The organism is Mycolicibacterium xanthum (genome assembly GCF_019710635.1).
Lineage (GTDB): Bacteria > Actinomycetota > Actinomycetes > Mycobacteriales > Mycobacteriaceae > Mycobacterium > Mycobacterium xanthum.
This window is the reverse complement of sequence record NZ_JAIFZS010000001.1, coordinates 1-20,528: the sequence shown is the minus strand read 5'-3', so window position 1 is coordinate 20,528 and position 20,528 is coordinate 1. Positions and strand designations below refer to the sequence as shown.

Genomic DNA, 20,528 nt, shown 5'->3' with positions numbered 1-20,528 from the left:
CAGGCCTGACCGGGTGATGGCGAAGTCGGCACAGCCCAGCGACGGGGATGATGCGATGCTACTGACGGCGCCGGTGGTGATCGTCGGCGCGGGCCCGGTCGGTATGACGCTCGCCGCCGAACTCGGCGTCCGTGGCGTGCACTGCCTGCTCATCGAGGAGTTGCCGGCTCAGGACGCGCAGCCGCGCGCGAATACCAACAGCGCGCGTGCGATGGAGATCTACCGAAGGCTCGGCATCGCAGCACCGTTCCGGCGCACCGGTTTGCCACCGGACTACCCGGTCGACGCATCGTTCTTCACCACGCTGACCGGACACGAGATCTACCGGGTCGAACTGCCCTCGAACCAGGAGTTGTTCCGGCGCAGCGCCGAGGGATCAGCCGAGTGGCCGACACCCGAACCCCCGTTTCGATGCTCACAGCGTCACCTCGAGCCACTGCTGGCCGAGCTCCTCGCCGGCCTCCCCAGCGTCGAGATCCAGCGCGGTCTGCGTGTCACGAGGGTGGAGCAGTCCGAACAGGGCGTGACGATCGAGGCTCACCGCGCTGACGGCGGCGGGCCGGTCACGGTCAGAGCCGACTATCTCGCCGGCTGCGATGGCGGAACCAGCGTGGTCCGCCGCGATATCGGCCTGCAGTTCGCCGGCGAGACCGTGGGCGGCATGGACTTCATGGGTGGTCCGATGGTGGTCACCCACGTCCGCGCTCCGGATTTCTATCAGACGGTTCACCACGCCAGAGAGTCCTGGCAGTACTGGGTGCTCTCGCCGGCCGCACGCTCGGTCGTGCTCGCGCTGGATGGCAAGGAGGAGTTCCTGTTCCACTTCTCTTCCCCGGATCCATCCCTGCCTCCGGTCGAAGAGGTCGAAAGACGGTTCCGGGCCGCCGTCGGGCGGCAGATCGACTGCCAGGTGCTGCGCAGCACCCAGTGGCGGGCGGGGCACGCGCTGGTCGCCGACCACATGGTCTCCGGCCGGGTCGCGCTCGTCGGTGACGCGGCGCACCTGTTCACCCCGACTGGCGGGTTCGGCCTCAACACCGGTATCGAGGATGCCGCGAATCTCGGCTGGAAACTGGCTGCCCTCGTGCAGGGCTGGGGCGGCCCGGGCCTGCTCGACACCTACGACGACGAGCGACAGCCGATCGCGAAGCGCAACACCGGCTACGCAATTCAGCTCGCCGGTGTCCATCACGGTCTGCCGAACACACCGCAGATCGACGCGGAGTCCGAGGCGGGAGACGCCGCACGTGACATGATCGGGCAGTACCTGCGTCCGCGGATCGCGCACGAATACAATTCGCCCGGTATTCAGCTCGGCGCCCGCTACGACGGCTCACCGATCATCGTCAGCGACGGAACGACCGCGCCCGTCGACGACCCGGATCGCTACACGCCCAGCGCCACACCCGGCGGACGACTTCCGCATCTGTGGTTGGACACCGGGCGATCGATATTCGATGAGCTCGGCTGGGGCTTCACGCTGCTGTGCGTCGGCGATGCACCGACCGAACAGGCCGCCGCATTCAGCCGATGCGCCGCCGAACGCAATATTCCGCTCGAGGTCGTGCGGGTAGCGCACCACGAGGCGCAGCACATCTATGAGCGGCGTTTCGTCCTCGTCCGTCCCGACCAGCACATCTGTTGGCGCGGTGACGAATGCAGCAACGCTGCGGCGGTACTCGACGCCGCCGCCGGCAGAAGGCCGTCTTCAGCCGGCTCCCACCCGGAAGGAGTTCCCCAGTGAGTTCAGCCGTATCCCGGATTTCCCGCCCACCCCGCCTCAAGTTCAGCCACTTCGGCATCAGCGTGGTGGACATCGTGAAGATGGAGCGGTTCTACCGCGACGTTCTCGGCTTCACCGTCACCGATCGGGGTGAGAACATGGGCTTCGAGCTTGTGTTCCTGTCGCGGGATCCCGACGAACACCACCAACTCGTGCTGGCGACGGGGCGCCCACCCGCGCTGCCCGCCAACACCGCCAATCCACTGTTCGGAGCGGTGATCAACCAGATCTCCTTCCGCCTCGACGACCTGTCCGAGCTGCGGCTGCTGAACGACCGGTTGAAGGCCGACAATGTCGAGGGAGTCCTGCCCGGAAACCACGGCACCAGCTGGAGTCTCTACTTTCCCGACCCCGAGGGCAACATGCTCGAGTGCTTCGTCGACACGCCGTGGTACGTGGAGCAACCCTTCATGGAGCCCCTCGATCTGTCCGTCGACGACGCCACCCTCTGGACACTGACCCAGCAGATGTGCTCTCAGGCAACGGGATATCGCCCCTACGCGGACTGGCGCGCGGAGGTCGCCGTTCGGATGGCCGAAGACCAGGCCGGCAGGTGCTGAGCAGTATGCGCCTGGCAACCTATGTCGACGACACCACCCCAGCGCGTGGCCCACGTGTCGGCGTCGTCCTGGACGACCAGATCGTCGACGTCACCGACATCGCCCCGACCATGCAGGCGCTCGTCGCCGGTGGTGCGGCGATGCTCTCCCGCGTCCGGGCCGCCTACGGGACGGCGCCGCGCAAACACCTTTCCCGGACAAGGCTTCTGGCGCCGTTCCCGCGTCCCGCGAAGAACATGCTCTGCCTCGGTATGAACTACCGGAGCCATGTCGCAGAAGGTGCCAGGACGGGCGTCATCAGCGGTGAGTTGCCCACGGCGCCGGTTTGGTTCACCAAAGCGGTGACCAGCGTGTGCGGCCCCTACGACGACATCGCGATAGACACCACCCTGTCCAGCCAGTACGACTGGGAGGCGGAGCTCATGGCCGTTGTCGGCAAGGCGGGTCGCAACATCGCCGCCGAAGAGGCCCACGAATACGTGCACAGCTACACCGTGTTCAACGATGTCACCGCACGCGACCTCCAGCTGCGCGGCGGCGGCATGCCGCAATGGTTCATCGGCAAGAGCATCGACAAGTCCTCACCGATGGGGCCTTGGCTGGTCACCGCCGACGAGTTCGACACACGACCCAACTTCGAGGTCAGCTGTCGGGTGAACGGCAAGACGCGGCAGAAGTCGAACACCGAACAGTTCATCTTCGACATTCCCACCGCGATCGCAGACATCAGCCGGATACTCACGCTCGAACCGGGTGACCTGATCGCCACGGGAACCCCCGAAGGCACCGGATTCGCGCATCAGCCCTCGGAGTTCCTCGAGCCCGGCGACGTGATGGAGACCGAAGTGGAGGGCATAGGCACGCTGCGGAACCGCATCGTCGAGGAGCGATCGGCGGTCAGGCCATGAGCACCGAACTCCTCTGCCAACTCAGCGACGAAGCGCGGAACGACGCACGGATCGTGCACTTCATGAACTTCCTGGGAGTCGAGAGCTATGACGAACTGGTGCGGCGTTCGTCCGCGGAGATCGAGTGGTTCAACTCCGAACTCCTGCGATACATCGACCTGCGCTTCTACCGGCCGTTCGACCGCGTCGTCGACCTGTCGCGGGGCAAGGAGTTCGCCCGCTGGTGCATCGGCGGTGTGTCGAACCTCGTGCTCAACTGCATCGACAAACACCGGGGCACCCCGGTCTGGGGCCATACGTGCCTGCTCTGGGAGGGCGAGGACGGCAGCACCCGGACGTACACGTACGCGGAGCTCGACGCCGAGATCTGCCGCCTCGCCGGCGCGTTGAGGTCGCTCGGGTACGGCAGGGGCGACGTCATCGGCCTCTACCTGCCGATGATTCCCGAGACCTTCGTCGCATTCTTCGCGATCGTCAAGATCGGCGCGATCGCCATGCCGCTCTACTCGGGCTTCGGCGCTGAGGCCCTCGCCACGCGCCTCACCGAAGGTGGCGCAAAAGCAGTGGTCACCGCCAATGCGACGTTGCGACGCGGCGAGCCGAGCGTCATGAAGCCGATACTCGATGAGGCGGTTGGAAGCACCCCCTCGGTGCGACACGTCGTTGTGGTGCGCCGACTGGATTCGGTCGACACACCGATGCGGAACGGGCGTGACCTTTGGTGGCACGAACTCATCGACGCACAGCCGAGCACGGCGGAAACCGAACGCATGCCGGCCGATTCGCCCGCGGTGCTGCTGTTCACCTCTGGGACGAGCGGCGTCCCGAAGGGCGCGATCTACACCCAGGTCGGCTTCGTCGCCAAACAGGCACTGGACATGACGATCTGCGCCGACTTCCGGCCCGACGACCGCTGGATGTGGATGTCCGACATGGGCTGGATGGTGGGCGCCATGACAGCCGTCGTACCGACCTACAGTGGCGCCAGTTTCGTCATCGCCGAAGGTACGCCCGACTTCCCCACACCCGACCGGTTCTGGCGGCTCGCCGAGGACTACCGTGTCAGCTATCTGGGCATGGCCCCGACATTGGTTCGGTCACTGATGCGCCGCGGCGTTCTGGACGTGCAGGACCGGGAGTTCGCCGACCTGCGGATGATCTTCTCCGGCGGCGAACCGTGGACCGCAACACCGTGGAACTGGCTGTTCGACAACGTCTGTCGGCGCCGTGTCCCGATCCTCACCGGTTCGGGCGGCACGGAATGCGGAGGTTCCCTGGTGATCGGGACGCCGATCCACCCGATGCGTCCAGGCGCCATCGGTGGACCGGCACCCGGCATGGGCACCGATGTCGTCGACGCCGCAGGCAACTCGTTGGGACCCAACGAAGTGGGAGAACTCGTCATGCGTTCGCCGTCTATCGGTCTGACGGCGGGACTGTGGAACGACCCCGACGGCGAGCGCTACCTTGCTTCGTACTGGCAGAAGATTCCGTCGATGTGGGTCCACGGTGATTGGGCCATGCACGACGATGCAGGCCTGTGGTACGTCCTCGGCCGTTCCGACGACACCATCAACGTGGCCGGCAAGCGCACGGGACCCTCGGAGATCGAGAATGTCCTGCTCGAAACCGGGGAGGTTTCGGAGGCCGCGGCCGTTGGCATGCCCGACTCCGTGAAGGGAACCGCCATCGCATGCGTGTGTATCCCCATGCCCGGCAAGGACGCCGACAGCTGCCTGGTCGAGCGTCTTGGTGATGCGGTCGCGCACGGCATGGGCAGCTCGTACCGGCCCAAGGCGGTGCTGTTGGTCGACGACCTTCCCCGGACACGCAACCAGAAGATCATGAGACGAGTGGTCCGCTCGGCGTTCACCGGCGAAGATCCCGGCGACCTGTCCGCCCTGGTCAACCCCGATGCCATCGAAAAGGTGCGCACCGCTTTCCGCGCTCTCGCCGGCGGTGACAGATGAGCAGCCCGATCGACGGCAGTCAACGCACGCACACGAGAGGAAGTCTCAACCAATGCACGACGAACTCGAGCTGCAGGACGTCATCTACCGGGTTCGGGAGCGAGCCGCCTGGGTGATCATCAATCGGGCCGAGGTCTACAACGCTTTTCGCGGTCAGACCATCGAGGACCTCATCACCGCCTTCAGCCGCGCCCGCGATGACCGTGAGGTGGCCTGCATCGTGCTGACCGGGGTGGGCGACAAGGCGTTCTGCACCGGAGGCGATCAGTCGGTACACGAAGGCTCTTATGGCGGGCGCGGCATCGTGGGTCTGCCCATTGATGAGCTGCAGAGCCTGATCCGCGACGTACCCAAGCCGGTGATAGCCCGGGTGAACGGATATGCGATCGGCGGCGGCAATGTCCTGGCCACACTGTGCGATCTGACGATCGCGGCCGATTCCGCGCAGTTCGGTCAGGTCGGGCCCAAGATGGGATCCGTCGACCCGGGCTGGGGCACAGCACTTCTCGCACGTCATGTGGGTGACAAGCGGGCGCGGGAGATGTGGTTCATCAACGACCGCTATTCGGCCGAGGACGCATACCGGATGGGCCTGGTCAACAAGGTGGTGCCCGCCGACCGGTTGGACGAGGCGGTCAAGGACTGGACCGACAAGCTCGCCGAGCGGTCGCCGACGGCCCTGGCCCTGGCGAAGCGGTCCTTCAACGCGGATTCCGACGGTATCCGCGGGATCAGCTCCATGGGGCTGCAGGCGCTCAAGCTCTATTACGACACCGAGGAGTCGAAGGAAGGCGTCCGCGCCTTCAACGAGAAGCGCAAGCCCGAATTCCGAAAGTTCGTGTCGTGAGCGAACTCCACCCGGCTCGAGACCAAACCCACACAACACGACACTATTAATATAGTATCTAAAATACTGTCGGCGTCCGGCGGTTGCCGGACCTGCATCCCGGGGGCGGCCCAGCCGGTCGCGGACCCACCGGGGCCCGCCGCCGCAGTACATGTGTGGCCCGCAGAAACTAGGGAGCAGACAGCGTGCACAAGGTCGATGAGCTCGCATACATCGGGATCAGCGCAAAGGACCTCGACGTATGGTCCAAGTACGCCGAAGAGGTTCTCGGGCAGGCGGTTACCGCCGACAGCGACAGCAGCAACCTTTACCTCCGCATGGACGAACGCCACCACCGGTTCATCGTTCACCCGGCCGACAACGAGCCCGAGGACGTCTGCTACGTCGGCTGGCAGGTCCGCAACGCCACCGAGTTGGACGCCGTCGCCACCCAGCTCGAAGCGGCCGGGGTCCATGTCATCGAAGGCACACCCGAGGAAGCGGCGACCAGGCGAGTTCTTGGCTTCGCACACTTCACCGACCCCCACTCGGGCGTCCGCATGGAGTTGTCGTACGGGCCGGAGGTAACCTTCCAGCCACCCTATCGACCCGCCCGACCCATCTCGGGCTTCGTCACCGGCGCCCAGGGCCTCGGCCATTTCGTCACCTACGTCCCGGATGTCGACGCCGCCGAACGCTTCTACAGCGAAACGCTCGGGTTCTCGACCACCGACTCGCCGAGCATCGCCGGCGTCGGCAAGATCGCCTCGTTCATGTCGTGCAATCCCAGGCACCACTCGCTGGCGTTCTTCGCGAACCCCGAACCCAAGCGGCGCACTTACCACGTGATGCTGGAACACACGAGCATCGACGACGTGGGCTCTGCATTCGACATCTGCCAATCGCAAGGCGACGTCAAAGTTCAATTGGGACGCCACAACAACGACAGGATGTTCTCGTTCTACGCCAAGAATCCGTCCGGTTGGCTGTTCGAGATCGGTTGGGGCGCGCGTACGATCGACCCGGACACCTTCGCCGCCGAGCACTACACCATTGGCGGCGGGAGCGGTATGGGCGAGTGGGGCCATGCCGGACTGATGGAGTCCCACGGCTGACAGCGGGCTTTCGCTTCCATGCCGAGGCGCCACCAGGGTGATACGATATATAGACATAGGTTCGCCTAACCTCTGATGTGAGGGCGGGCCCGGCATTACGTATCCGGAAGGCGTATCGCATATGTTCACTCCCGATGGCGATACCCGATCGGCCCGGTTCGGTGGACGCCGCAATCACCAGAGCCTCAAGGAGATGGCGTCGGACTACATCCGCGACGGCGTCATATCCGGCAGCCTGGCTCCCGGCACCAAGGTCGATCAGGACCAGATTGCCGACGAACTCGGGATCAGCCGACTTCCCGTCAGAGAGGCGCTCATCGAGCTCACGTCGAGAGGCTTTGTCGAGTCGATCCCTCGGCGCGGCGCGTTCGTCGCCAAGCTCACGGTCCAAGACATCGAAGACCACTTCGAGATGACCAGCCTGCTGTTCGGCTTGACTGCGCAGCGGGCAGCCAAACTGATCACCCGGGAACAGCTACGACACCTGCAGCAGCTCCACACCGAAGCCACCACAACGCAGGATTTGTCCAACCGGCTCAGCTTGACCTTCGAGTTCTACCGAATCATCAATCACATGGGAACATCTGAGCGGTTGCTCCGGACGCTGCAGTTCCTGGCGCTGGCGTTGCCGAACGACTTCTACTTCAACACCTCCCGCTGGCCGGCAACCGAGACGGTCTACCGGGAGCGGGTTCTGACCGCCCTCGAGAATCACGACGCCGAGGCCGCGGCCAAGGCCACCGAGGAGCACCTGCGCACCTGCGCAAGAATCACCATCGAGGAGCTGCGCGCGCGCGGCTACTGGACCGACGCCGAAGCCGCAGCAGCCGTCGGCTGACCAGACCCGCACCCACGCCCGGCCCGCGCTCGCGTCGGGTGCGCCGGCCCGGCGGGCACCCCGGGCGCTTCGCCGGGTAGCCGAATCCGCAGCAGAGCCCGACGGTCACTCCCCTGCCCGCAGCTACCACCCCGTTCGCCGCACCCCGGCACAAGCACCTCCACATCCGCTGATCGCGCTCTGGACCTCGCCGACAAATATGATAAAGTATTCTATCTACGGACTCATGCGAAGCCCTGCGGGCGCCCAAAGGAGGATCCAATCGGATGACGTATGAAGGGCACATGACGATCGGCGGGAAGCCGGTCACCGGCGACGAGTGGGTGAGCGTGCCCAATCCGGCCCATTTGAGCGCGGTGGTCGGCCGCTACCCACAAGGCACCATCGAGCATGTCGAGCAGGCGGTCGAGGCGGCCTCGTCGGCGTTTCCGGACTGGCGGGCGACGCCGGTGGCCGAGCGGGCAGCGCTGCTGGCCCAAGCGGGCGCGCTGCTCGCCCAACCGCGCGATGAGTGGGTCAGCCTGCTGACCGCCGAGAACGGCAAGCTCTTGCGCGAAGCGGTGATCGACATCGCGATGGGCGGTGAGGCGATCTCGGTCTACGCGTCGCATCCCGAGTGGACGCAGGACCGCGTGGTCGACGACGAGCGCGGCCGCCTCGTCGTGCGCAAGCAACCACTCGGGGTCTGCGTCGGGATCGTCCCGTGGAATTTCCCCCTTACGCTGGCGAGCCTGAAGGTCGGCCCGGCGCTGCTGGCGGGCAACACCCTCATCATCAAGGTCCCCGAATTCGCCCCGTTGACGACCCTGCGGGCGCTCGGCGAGATGGCCGCGCTGTTGCCGCCGGGCGTGCTCAACATCGTGTCCGGATACGGCCCCGAAGTGGGTCGGGCGCTCGTGACGCATCCCAAGGTGCGCAAGATCGCCTTCACCGGCAGTACCGAGACGGGCCGGCAGATCATGGCCGACGCCTCGGGCCATCTCGCTCGCCTGACCCTCGAGCTCGGCGGCAACGACGCGGCGGTGCTCCTCGACGACGTCGATCTGTCCGACGAGGCGATCGGGCGAATCGTCACCGGCGCCTTCATGTACAGCGGCCAGATCTGCATCGACATCAAACGGCTCTACGTGCATGAGAGCCGCTACGACGAACTGGTGGACCGGCTCAGCGTCGCCGTCGACAAGATCGTGGTCGGCGACGGCGCCCGGCCCGAGGTGACCATGGGGCCGATCAACAACGCGCGCCAGTACGACAAGGTGACCAAGCTCCTCGCAGAGACCAAGAGGGACGCCGACTGCGTGCAACTGGGCTCCTACGCCGACGGAACCGACGTCGAGGACGGCTACTTCCTGCTGCCCCACCTCGTCCTCGACCCCCCGGACGAAATGAAGGTCGTCGCGACCGAGCAGATGGCCCCGATCCTGCCCGTCATGAAGTTCTCTTCGGATGAGGAGGCCGTCACTCGGGCCAACGGCACCGAGTATGGGTTGGGCGCATCGGTGTGGTCGTCGGACCGCGATCGCGCCTTCTCGGTGGCTGACCGCATGGAAGCCGGCATGACGTTCATCAACGGGCACAGCCTTTTCGCGCTGCATCCCGACGCCCCGGCGGGCGGCGCCAAACAGAGCGGTCACGGCTACGAGATGTCCCAGGAAGCACTCGAGGGCTACACGCAGCTGCAAGCCATCACCAACACCTATACCCAGCTGTGACCGGGTCTCGGCCAAACAGAAAGGGGGCCATGTGCCCATCGAGCCGACGATGACCATCGGTGGCAAGCCCGCCACCAGCGATGATCGGATCGACGTCCCCAACCCCGCGAACCTCGAGACGATCGTCGGCCGTTTCCCCAACGGCTCAGCCGCCCACGCGGCCGGCGCCGTCCAGGCTGCGGCCGACGCGTTCCCGGCCTGGCGGGACACCTCCCCCACCCAGCGGGGAGAACTGCTCATGCAGGCCTCCGCCGTGGCCAACGAACGCGGCAACGAACTGATGTCGCTGCTGACCGCCGAGAACGGCAAGACCCTCCTGGAGTCCTTCATCGACTTCCAGATCGCGGCCATGACCCTCGGATACTATGCGCCACACGCCGAGTGGCTGGCCGAACAGGTGCTCGATGACGGGAACCGCCGGCTTCGCGTGCAGAAGCAGCCGATCGGGGTGTGTGCGGCGATCATTCCGTGGAACTTCCCGGTCGGACTCGCGTGCGGAAAGATCGGCCCGGCGCTGATGGCCGGCAACACCGTCGTCGTCAAGGTTCCCGAGTTCGCGCCGCTCGCCACCCTCGAGTGCCTGGCGGCGGTGGCCTCGGTGTTCCCGCCCGGCGTCCTGAACGTCGTGTCGGGGTTCGGGCCCGAGGTGGGCGCCGCCCTCGTGAAGGACCCCCGCGTTCGCAAGGTCGCCTTCGTCGGGAGCACCGAAACCGGCAAGGCGGTGATGGCCGATGCCGCATCGCATCTGGCCTCGGTCACGCTGGAGCTCGGCGGCAACGATGCCGCGCTCGTGCTCGATGATGCCGAGCTCGACGAGCAGGCCGTCAAGCGCATCGTGAACGGAGCGTTCGCGGCCTCCGGGCAGATCTGCTTCGCCATCAAGCGGCTCTATGTCCACGAGTCGCGCTACGACGAGCTCGTCGACAAGCTGCGGTCGACGATCGGTCAGATGGTGGTGGGCGACGGCTCGCGCCCCGACGTCACGATGGGCCCGCTGAACAACGAGCGCCAGTTCAACAAGGTCAAGGGCTTGCTCGCAGCGACCCGGGACGCCGGCCTCGACGTCGTCGAGTTGGGGTCCTACGCCGACGACACCGATCCCGCCGGCGGCTTCTTCCTGCTGCCGCACATCGTGCTGAACCCGCCCGACGATGCCACCGTTGTCAGCTGTGAACAGATGGGCCCCGTCCTGCCGGTGATGAAGTTCGCCGACGTCGAGGAGGCCGTGCGTCGGGCGAACGACAGTCCCTACGGACTGGCCAGCTCGGTCTGGTCGCGGGACTTCGAGCGAGCAGCCGCCGTCGGCTCGCGGCTGGAGGCAGGCGCGACGTGGATCAACAGCCACAATCTCGGCAGCATGACCGTGGACGGGCCGTTCGGCGGCTACAAGGAAAGTGGCGTCGGCCAGGAGTTCGGCGGCGAGTTCGGTCTCTCGCAGTACACCCAATACAAGACGATCACCGACAACTACATCGGGATGTAGTGCAACAACGCCGGACGCCGATGTGGCGACCACATCGGCTTCCGTTGCGCAACAGGGAACTTGCCCGCCGACCCTTCCGATTCGGCAGCGCCGGAACGTGACGGGGTGGGCAATCGAAACGATCTCGCCGCGCGGTGTACCGCGATGGTCGCGCGCTGCAACACACGCAAGCATCGCATCGCGGCAACAAGAGAGGTAGTCCGACATGACCAATGCAGCAACACTCTTCAGTGCATCTGGGCCCCTCCGTGGCCAGTGGCTGGCCGTGGCCTGCGCCGACCAGATTCAAGCCGGTCCTGTGGCCGTGCGCCTGCTGGGCAACGATCTGGTTCTGTGGCGCAGTCCCAGCGGCGCAGTAGTGGCCGCTCCCGACCGATGCACCCACAGCAGGAGGCCACTGAGCAAGGGTTCAGTAGATGAAGGACGCCTGGTCTGCGCGAAGCATGGTTGGACTTTCGGCGACGCGGGCCGGTGCGTCTTCAAGCCCTCCGGCTTGCCCATCACAGAGAACGCCCATCTCCAGACCCACCCGTGCACCGAGCGGCACGGGCTGGTCTGGGTATGTCTCGGTGAACCGCAGGCTCCCGTCGTCGAGCTGGCGGGACCCGACGATGAGGACAACCGCAGTGGGCACTGCGAAGTATCGGTGTGGCATGCCAATGCGGCTAGGATCATGGACGCAGCTCTTGCCCAACCCGATTCGGAATGCGGCAGCGTCTGGACCGAGATGCCGTTCGTCATCCATCGCGTGTTGCCGGCCGAGGATGGCGCGGAACGGCACGCCCTGCTTACCTGCGCCCCCGTCGACGGACGGTCATCACTGGTCGCGTCGGTGGTGTGGACCCGCGGCGAAGCGGGAAGCGACGCAGCAACCGCGGCCACCGCGGTGAAGGCCGCCCTGGGCAAGGTCAGGTCCGCCGTTGAGATCGCAGACGCGGAACGGGGCCCGCTCTCTTCGGCCGAGATCGCGCCGGCGGAGGGCAGCGACCCCGGCGGCTGGAAGCATCGCCTTGTCTCACTCACCCAACAGGAAGCGCGAGCCGAGAGCCAGGTCGCGACCGGGTAGCGGAGAACGGGCAACCCCATCCAGCGCGGGAGCGGCCTGTGTGGTCGAACGACGTTTCTGCAGCACCCGCCGCCCGAAAGGTCGACAGGTGGCACCCGAGCTGCTCAAGTCGGTGTCGAAGACGACGGCGATATGTCGGACATCGAGGGATTGACAGTGAAACGATAGGCGACGTGGGTGCCGGCGGGGACGGTGGCGCGCTGTCTTGGCGGCGGCACCGTGGAGTACACCGGCGACGGGGGTGATGGTGTTGTTCGGCGCGCCGGTTGCGTTGGAGGATCATGCCTTCCGGGCATGCCTTGCCGCGCTGGCCATCCAGGACGAAATCAGCGGGTTGGCGGCCGAGGTTCAGCGCCGCGATGGCGTCGTGCTGCAGTTGCGGGTGGGCCTGCATTCGGGCCGTGTGATCGCCGGTGAGGTCGGGCCGGGATCGCCCAGATACGCCGCGACGGGCGAGACGGTGGGGTTTGCCCGACGGATGGAATCGGTGGCGCCCCCGGGCGGGGTGATCCTTTCGGAGGCGACCGCGCGACTGGTCGAGCACACCGCGGTATTGGCCGACCAGGAGTGGGTGCCCATCAAAGGCGCCGGCCAGCAGGTTCGCGCCCAACGGCTGCTGTCGATCGTCCCGCGCGACGACGTGGCCAGGCGCACCGAGGCGAGCCTGGTCGGCCGGCACCGGGAACTGGCCGCCCTCGACGCGATGCTGGAGCGCGCGATCGGTCGGCGCGGTGGCGTGATGAATGTGACGGGACCGCCGGGCATCGGCAAGAGCCGTTTGGCCCGAGAGTTCGCCGCCTCGACCGCCCGTCGCGGGATTGACGTCGTGTGGGGCTTCTGCGAATCACACGCCCGTGACATCCCGTTCCATGCCGTCACCAGGCTTCTGCGGGCGAGCACAGACGTATCCGATCTCGACAGTCCAGCGGCCCGCGAGAGGGTCCGGGAGCAGATTCCGGACGCCGACCCGCAGGATCTACTGCTCCTGGACGACCTGTTGGGGATCGCCGACCCGGGCGTACCACTGCCCCAGGTGGATCCGGAAGTGCGGCGGCGCCGGTTGACCGCGCTGAACAACGTGCGAGCGCTGGCCCGAAGCAAACCGGCGTTGTTCATCATCGAGGATGCGCACTGGATCGATGCGGTCAGCGAGTCGATGTTGGCGGATTTCCTGGCGGTGGTCCCGCACGCAGCATCGATGGTGCTGATCACCTCGCGCCCTGAGTATCAGGGTGCGCTGCTGCAGGTGCCGGGCGCACAGACGATAGCGCTTCACTCACTGGGCGATTCAGACATCAACACGCTGCTGGAAGAGCTGCTGGGGCCGGATCCTTCGATGGGTGAACTGGCCGCGGTCATCGCCGACCGTGCCGCGGGGAACCCGTTTTTTGCCGAGGAGATGGTGCGTGACATGGTCCAGCGCGGGGTGCTGGCCGGCGAACGCGGTGGCTATGCGTGTCGCGCAGAGGTCGCCGACGTGAGCGTACCGGCCACGGTGGCGGCAGCCATCGACGCGCGCATCGACCGGCTGAGCCCCCTGGCCAGGCCGACGTTGAACGCGGCGTCGGTGATCGGAAACCGCTTCGAGGCGGAGCTGCTGTCCGCGTTGGGTATCGATGCGGTGTTCGACGAGCTGCTCGGCGCAGAGCTGATCGATCAGGTGCGGTTCACTCCCAGCGCCGAGTATGCGTTCCGGCATCCGTTGATCCGCGCGGTGGCCTACGAGTCACAGCTGAAATCCGATCGCGCCGAATGGCACCGGCGCCTGGCCGCCGCGATCGAACAGCGCGCACCGGAGTCGGTCGAGGAGAATGCGGCGCTGATCGCCGAACATCGCGAAGCCGCCGGCGATCTGCACGCCGCCTACGGTTGGCACATGCGCGCGGGCGCATGGTCGGCCGACCGCGATCTCGTCGCGGCCCGGCTCAGCTGGGAACGGGCACGCCGCATCGCCGATGCGCTGCCTGCCGACGATCCCGACCAGCTGTCGATGCGCATCGCCCCCCGGACCATGCTGTGCGCCACCGACTGGCAGGCACGAGAGGTTCAGGAAAGCGGGATCCGCTTCCAGGAGCTGCGGGAGTTGTGCGCTGCATCCGGGACAAGCTCTCGCTGGCCATCGGCATGACCGCGCTGGCCACCGAGCTTCTCTACGCCGGGCGCGCGCGTGAGGGGGCCCGACTGGCGAGCGAACAGATGGCGTTGCTGGAATCCATCGCCGATCCCACCACGATCATGGGATTGGCGTTCATCGCGTTCGTCAACTGGCTCTGTGTCGGTGAATTCGGCGAGATCTTGCAATGGTCGCAGACCATCGTCGAACTGGCCGATGGTGACCCCGCAAAAGGCGCCGGCTTCGGAATGGGCTCACCGCTGGCGATCGCGTTGGCATGGCGGGGCACTGCTCGGTGGTGGCTGGGTCGTCCAGGATGGCGCCAAGACATCCACGACGCCGTCGCGATGGCCCGACGAAGCAACCCGGAGACCCTCTCCGGTGCCGTCGCCTGGACCTATGGTTTCGCGATGCAGTACGGGGTGCTCCGGACCAGTGACTCCGCGGTACACGCGTGCGAGGAAGCGGTGCAGACCGCTCAACGGGCCAGCAGCGATCGCGCACTGGGCCTGGCCGGATACGCGTTGGCTGTCGGTCTGCTCAATCGAGACGCGGCGGCCGACCGTCGCCGCGGGCTCGAGTTGATGATGCAGACCCGCGACATATGGCTGCGCAAGCGCGCCCTGTTTCTCATCCCGGTCACCGACGTGTGGGTGGCTCGGGAAACGGCCCGGCGCGGCGGCCTCGACACTGCCGTATCGGTGATGCGCCAAGCCGTCGACGAACTGCGCCAGGCAGGAGATCTCTTCTACGGCGTTTGGGGCACCGGCGTTCTGGTGGAGACGCTGCTGGAGCGTGGCACCCCGGGCGATCTGATCGAAGCCCAAGGGGTGATCGACGAGGTGGCGGCCCTGTGGGTGGACGACGGTTCGGTGCTGCGCGAAATCATGCTCCTGCGGCTGCGTACGCTGCTGGCCCGGGCACACGACGACGAGGCCACCTTCCCGGACCTGCTGGGTCGGTACCGCGAAATGGCGGAATCGCTTGGCTACGAAGGGCACATCGCGTGGGCCCAGGCGATGCTCGATAGCCGCGTGTAGATCAATCCGAATCGCCCGCATCGCCGCCAGATGAGTCGCCGACTGACCACGGTCCCTCGGCGGGCTCCGCCGTTGGTTCGGAGGTCGAGTCGGCCACCTCCGGAGCCGTGGGAACACCGGCCGCCGGGTGTCCCGTCGACACATCATCCTCACCGACGGGCAATTCATCCTCACCAGAGGGCAATTCGTACGCCTCGGCCGGCAATTCGTCCGCCCCGGTGGATTCTGCCACCTCACTCGTCGGCGGCGCAGTGTCCGTCGATTCCGGTCCACATTCGGTAGCGGGTTCCATCGAACCCAACTGCTCGGTTTCGGCCGGCCGGTCAGCCCGTGTCACCGCCTCCGTTGGCGTCACGTGCTCGGACGGGGATGGGAGGCTCGACATCACCCGGTCGGAGAGGCCGGTCTCAGTGCCTTCTGCCTCGACGGCTGCGATGGTTGGTGCCGCGTGTTTGACCGGCGCGGGAAGCTTCAGCAGCGGCGGCAGCCCGACGAGAGCCAGGGCGTTGTTGATACCCTCGCCGATCGCGTAGACCAGATAGGTGGCGAGCTTCACCAGATTGATTCTGGGGATCAGTCGGGCCGGGGTGGGCTCCCACGCCGGGATACTGCGGTCGTAGCCCAGTTCCACCAGCACCCGGAAGAACGGCTCGAACACGTCGATCAGCGGCTCGGGCACCCCCAGCGTGCGCGGTGGTCCGAACAACGGCAGGTCCGGGGTGTCAAAAAGTAGTAACTGGTGTCGCCGTGGGTGCCCTGGAACGCCGGGGACGTCTCCGGATCGGGGGGCAGGCTGAGGTCCAAGCCGTACATGTGCACGTAGACGAAGCCCAAGACCGCGTTCAGGTCGGCGATGAGATTGAGCGGATACAGCGGGAAATCGGCGAACCCGTCGAAGCGCTGGTTGATCTCGACCGTCTTGAACGGGGTGTCGGTCGATGCGGGGCCGTTGAACGTGAGATTGACGATCGGAATGTAGAGACCCGGAAACCGGGACATCAGTCCGCCGTTGGGCAGATTCGGGTCACCACCCAGGACGAAGTCGATGTCGGGGGCTGCGGTTCCCGCCGGGTACTGATCGGCGAGCTTCTTCTTCACCACGTTCGCGATGCCCGCGCCCTGCGAGTTGCCGTAGATCACCAGATGGTCGTTGCCGTTCTCGGCCATCGCCGCCTCCAGGTCGGCGACCCCTCCCTGCAGCGATCGATCGGCGGTGAGGTCGAAGAACCCCGAGAGTTTCCACCACGGCTCATCCGGCCAACCCGGGCCGCCGGGCCCCCAGATGCTCGAAGGCCCGAGCGCGAGCCCGAGGACGCGGAAGACCCCGGTCAGGGGCCAAAACTCCATGGGGGCCGTCACGCTGACGTAGTTCATGTCCTGGCCCGGGTGCGTCGGCGCGATGAACTGGTCCTTGATGGAGTCGACCCAGAATTCGTCGGGCATCGGGCAGGTGGTCCCGCACAGGACCAACGCGGTCGTGTCGGCGGACAGTCGTACCGCCGGCGACCCCGACAGAGGGTAGCCATCACCACCGACACCGCGACGCCGATCGACACCGTCACACACGCGGCGTGTCTCCCAACATTGGGCAATCCCGGCGCTATCGCCCGACCAATGCGTCTTGCGAGAAGCATCGTCCGCCCTCCCCTGGGTCCCAACGCATCCGGTGTCGCGTTCCGCAACGGGAATCCTGCTCGCCTGCGATGCCGGGGAACCCAGTAGTGCGCTACTGCAATCTCGCCAGCGAATCGCGGGGTCCGCTGCATCGCCCGTGCGGAGCCCACCAGCGGACACGATTGAAACGGTGAAGCACTCGATACTGACTCGTACCCGTCGGTTGTGTATGGACATCGGGCTCGGAACACCGGGTGACGACGGGCCGGCGTCGGTGATGACACCATCGCCGGGAACGTGCGCGTCAGGGCGGAGCGACCCGACCGTGTTGAAACCTCGTCCACGGGATGTGGAGGCGGACGCGACAAACGACAACGATGCCGGCGTGTCGCCGGCTCGCGCCGCTGGGCGAACCGGTGAGATCCCGTGGCCGCCCGCCCCGTCCGGCAACCGCGCCGGGGGCTCAATCCGTCATCAGTGCCGCGCACTGGTGATCCTGCAGGTGATTCCCCCATTTCGTGTTTTGGCGACTTCCCTGGCCGGAGGATGCCGATGCGGCAGGAGCGCTCATCGTGGCCCTCATCCTGATCCGAAGCGGCCACCTGTGGGGGTGATGGGTGGCTGGCCGGCTCGGTGAACGCGAGGAACCGGGCGCTCACCGCCATCGGGGCGGCGGCGGTCTCCGTCGAGGTCTCCATCAGCTGGACAGAGCCCGCCCACTGCAGCCACCCGTGGCTGATCGCCAACGCCGTCGCGACCAGTTCAATGCCTGCTGTGGCCACGGGATGGCATGGGCTCCACGGAGCTTCGGCCCTCGACGGGCGGCTGAGTCCGCGCCACCCAACGGCCGTAGCGGGTGGACAACGGCGCCGCGCTGACCCCGTGGGCGAAAACGCTGAGCAGCACGGTGAGCATGATGACACCGCCCAGTGTGGTGATCACCGGGGAGTCACTGCCGAGTTCGTCCAACGACAACAGACCGAACACGATCGTCGCCAGTCCCCGCGGGCCGAACCATCCGAGAAACGCCACCGTGGGCCATCGGTAGCCGGTACCGATCAGTGCGATGAAAACGGGTACGAGCCGAAGGACGGTGAGGGCGGCGACGGCGAGCACCAGCCACTGCCACCGGAAGCCGTCCGCGAAGACCGCAACGACGAGCGCCCCGGCGAAGAACCACACCACGAAGCCCAGCAGATCCGAGGCGACTTCGAGAAGCTGCGCGGTGTCGGGCTCTTCGTCGAGGGTGGTGCTGGCTGCGCCGAACACCATTCCACCGACAAATGCAGCGATGAACGTGTTCGCGCCCACCACCTCGCCGAGACCGAAGATCAGCAGCGGCAGCACCAGCGTCGCGATCTCTCGGCCCCGGCGGCCGCTGAATTGCCTGGTGCGCGAGCGGTCCATCAGCCATGCCGACGCAAGCCCCAGGACCACCGCGCAGAGCACGGCCATCACCACTGGCACCGCGCCGACCTGCAGAATCGACGGTTCGACGACGCGCTCCTCAGCGGCCAGTACGGAAAGCGCGAGCAGCACGATTGGTGTTGCCAGGCCATCGTTGAGGCCGCTCTCAACGTTCAGGCCGCGCCGGATTCGGACGGGCACAACGGGATTCAGCACAGTCGGCGCACCCAGGCCGGCGTCCGTCGGTGTCACCGCGGCAGCCAGCAGCCAGGCGCCCGCCACCCCCAAGGTGGGCAGCAGTTCCCGGGTCAGCAAGAACGTCGCCACCAGCGCCAACGGAAACCCGATGAGCAAGAGCCGAAGGGCGATGCCGGGATCGTGCCTGAGTTGAGCCAGCTTGACGGTTGACGCATCGTGGAACAGCACGATCACCAATGCCAGTTCGGCGACCGTCTGCAGCGCCGAAGTGTCGAATCCCGGCTCGGTCAGCGAGAACACCACGGTCCCGGCGACAACGCTCAACAGCGGCGCGGTGATGTTGACGTTACTGAAGCGCTTGGCGAGCAGGGCGTAAACGAGTACCAGTCCCGCCATCACCGCGATCAAAGGCGCTGTCACGCGCCGAGTTTAGTCCGCGAGAGAGTCCCGGGAGGGCTACAGTGCACAACGCGTCGCGGATTGCTCGGTTCAGCGCGCCAGAACGTGTACGGGCGGTTGCCCAGGGCGTGACGTAGTTGTGGCATGAATCGCATACGCCTCAGCACCACCGTCGATGCCGAGCTGTTGAACAGTGCATGCGACGCGCGAGCAGGCCTCACCGACGCAGCGCTCATCGATGAGGCTCTCGGGGCTTTGCTCGCTCGTCATCGATCGGCCGAGGTGGATGCCAGCTGTGCGGCCTACGGCAGGCACCCGGTTGATGAGCCCGACGAGCGGGGCGATCTGGCGTCGTGGCTGGGCGGCCGGAGCTTCATGAGCGCACTTCCGGCACGTGAAGAGGTCTCTGGCAAATGGTCAATAGTGAGGTGCGAGTACCCGACGCCGATGAGCCCCGAACTCGCCTGGGGCTGACCTCCAAACACCACCTGGGCCAGCGAACGGCGAATGGGGGCAGCCCCTGCGCAGGGCAATGCCATCAAGATCCGTCGTGACCATGTGGTGGAGATGCGGCGCTGGCCCGAGTCATCGGTCGTCAGGGTGCCCATCACCTGCGGGCGAGGTTGACAATTTGGGATCGGTAGCAGGCCCGGCCCGCATACATTTGCCACACAGCGCCGACCGATGCGGCGCACAAACGGAAAGAACACCAGATGAACCCCCCTCACAAGCACCGATTGCTCGTGGCCGGTGCGCTGATGTCCGCCGGCGTAGCGTTTGCCGGATTGGGACTGTCCGCCGGCGCCGCCCACGCACAGGTCCCGCCGTCCGGCCCCTATACCTGGTGCCCGGGCGATCCGCCGGTGGAGACCGGGAACAAGAAATTCAACCCCGTCGTGTGGGATACCAACATCTGCCACGAATACTGGATGGTGTATCACGGGCAGGGCAATGTAGCCCAAAACGTCTGGGACGGACCGAATCCGCCCGGGCCGCCGCCGGGCCAGGGGTTCAGGCCTCCGCCACCCATCCCGCCGGGCTGGTGCTACGGCTTCGTCCTTCCCTCGCCTTGCCCGCCCGGGGTTCAAGGGCCGGTGCCGTGACGAACAGAACCCCAGAGGGCACGCCTCGCGGCGGGCTGTACGGGCCGTGAAGGCGGTCAGGCCGTACGCCTGCGAACGCGGTCACGAACGGCCAATAGACAATGAGCGATATTCGATCGCCAGGAACACCCTCTGACGTGGTGTTGGCTGGACCGGGAACGGCCGACAACCATGTTGCGAGAGCCGCCGCGCTGTATCGCGGCGGCTCTCGTCATTAGGGCGTGTCTCCGTAATATTCGCGCCTTGACCGGCGACGATTGTGACCGTGACGCGGATGGGTGTGATTTCTGATGGGTTCTGGTCGGCCGTCGAGTCGGTTATGCCCTCGGATGTAGGTAAGCGGGGCAACAGATTCAGCGATCACCGGTTGATCTTGGAAGGGATCGCGTGGCG

General features: G+C 66.2%; 11 protein-coding genes and 4 pseudogenes. 13 read left to right on the top strand and 2 right to left on the bottom strand.

Features of this window, described 5'->3' with window-relative positions; translation table 11 throughout:
* Positions 1-55 precede the first annotated feature (55 nt).
* The 11 genes and pseudogenes from JDV09_RS00075 to JDV09_RS27620 all read left to right on the top strand — a co-directional run.
* Positions 56-1,744 carry an FAD-dependent monooxygenase gene (locus JDV09_RS00075; protein ID WP_221367072.1) on the top strand — a complete coding sequence of 563 codons (1,689 nt, stop codon included), beginning with the start codon at positions 56-58 and terminating at the stop codon, positions 1,742-1,744.
* Positions 1,741-2,343, top strand: coding sequence for a VOC family protein (locus tag JDV09_RS00070; protein ID WP_221367071.1), 603 nt, complete (start codon positions 1,741-1,743; stop codon positions 2,341-2,343). Before JDV09_RS00075 ends, JDV09_RS00070 begins: the two co-directional genes overlap by 4 nt.
* A 5-nt stretch (positions 2,344-2,348) precedes the next feature.
* Positions 2,349-3,251 (top strand): fumarylacetoacetate hydrolase family protein, encoded by a 903-nt coding sequence (locus tag JDV09_RS00065; RefSeq protein ID WP_221367070.1) that lies wholly within the window; start codon positions 2,349-2,351, stop codon positions 3,249-3,251.
* The gene (locus tag JDV09_RS00060) at positions 3,248-5,221 is read left to right on the top strand and encodes an AMP-binding protein (RefSeq protein ID WP_221367069.1); all 1,974 of its coding nucleotides are present in this window, start codon (positions 3,248-3,250) and stop codon (positions 5,219-5,221) included. Before JDV09_RS00065 ends, JDV09_RS00060 begins: the two co-directional genes overlap by 4 nt.
* A 52-nt stretch (positions 5,222-5,273) precedes the next feature.
* Positions 5,274-6,068 carry an enoyl-CoA hydratase-related protein gene (locus tag JDV09_RS00055; RefSeq protein ID WP_221367068.1) on the top strand — a complete coding sequence of 265 codons (795 nt, stop codon included), beginning with the start codon at positions 5,274-5,276 and terminating at the stop codon, positions 6,066-6,068.
* Positions 6,069-6,253: 185 nt separating this feature from the next.
* Positions 6,254-7,162, top strand: a complete 909-nt coding sequence (locus JDV09_RS27210; protein WP_221367067.1) for a VOC family protein — start codon at positions 6,254-6,256, stop codon at positions 7,160-7,162.
* Between the two features lie 121 nt (positions 7,163-7,283).
* Complete coding sequence (locus JDV09_RS00045; RefSeq protein ID WP_221367066.1) at positions 7,284-8,000, top strand: GntR family transcriptional regulator; 717 nt, start codon at positions 7,284-7,286, stop codon at positions 7,998-8,000.
* Positions 8,001-8,266: 266 nt separating this feature from the next.
* Positions 8,267-9,712, top strand: a complete 1,446-nt coding sequence (locus tag JDV09_RS00040; RefSeq protein WP_221367065.1) for an aldehyde dehydrogenase family protein — start codon at positions 8,267-8,269, stop codon at positions 9,710-9,712.
* Between the two features lie 31 nt (positions 9,713-9,743).
* Positions 9,744-11,195 carry an aldehyde dehydrogenase family protein gene (locus tag JDV09_RS00035; protein ID WP_221367064.1) on the top strand — a complete coding sequence of 484 codons (1,452 nt, stop codon included), beginning with the start codon at positions 9,744-9,746 and terminating at the stop codon, positions 11,193-11,195.
* Between the two features lie 205 nt (positions 11,196-11,400).
* Complete coding sequence (locus tag JDV09_RS00030; RefSeq protein ID WP_221367063.1) at positions 11,401-12,261, top strand: Rieske 2Fe-2S domain-containing protein; 861 nt, start codon at positions 11,401-11,403, stop codon at positions 12,259-12,261.
* Between the two features lie 210 nt (positions 12,262-12,471).
* Positions 12,472-15,414 (top strand): annotated as a pseudogene (locus JDV09_RS27620) (ATP-binding protein); the annotation flags it as partial.
* Position 15,415: 1 nt separating this feature from the next.
* Here the strand turns inward: JDV09_RS27620 and JDV09_RS00020 are convergent.
* A pseudogene (locus JDV09_RS00020) lies at positions 15,416-16,761 on the bottom strand (PE-PPE domain-containing protein).
* A gap of 1,029 nt (positions 16,762-17,790) precedes the next feature.
* The gene (locus JDV09_RS00015) at positions 17,791-19,053 is read right to left on the bottom strand and encodes a cation:proton antiporter (RefSeq protein ID WP_221367062.1); all 1,263 of its coding nucleotides are present in this window, start codon (positions 19,051-19,053) and stop codon (positions 17,791-17,793) included.
* A gap of 114 nt (positions 19,054-19,167) precedes the next feature.
* Here JDV09_RS00015 and JDV09_RS00010 point away from each other — a divergent pair.
* Positions 19,168-19,389, top strand: a pseudogene (locus JDV09_RS00010) (type II toxin-antitoxin system antitoxin MazE5); the annotation flags it as partial.
* 1,011 nt (positions 19,390-20,400) lie between these two features.
* Positions 20,401-20,528 (top strand): annotated as a pseudogene (locus JDV09_RS00005) (IS5 family transposase); the annotation flags it as partial.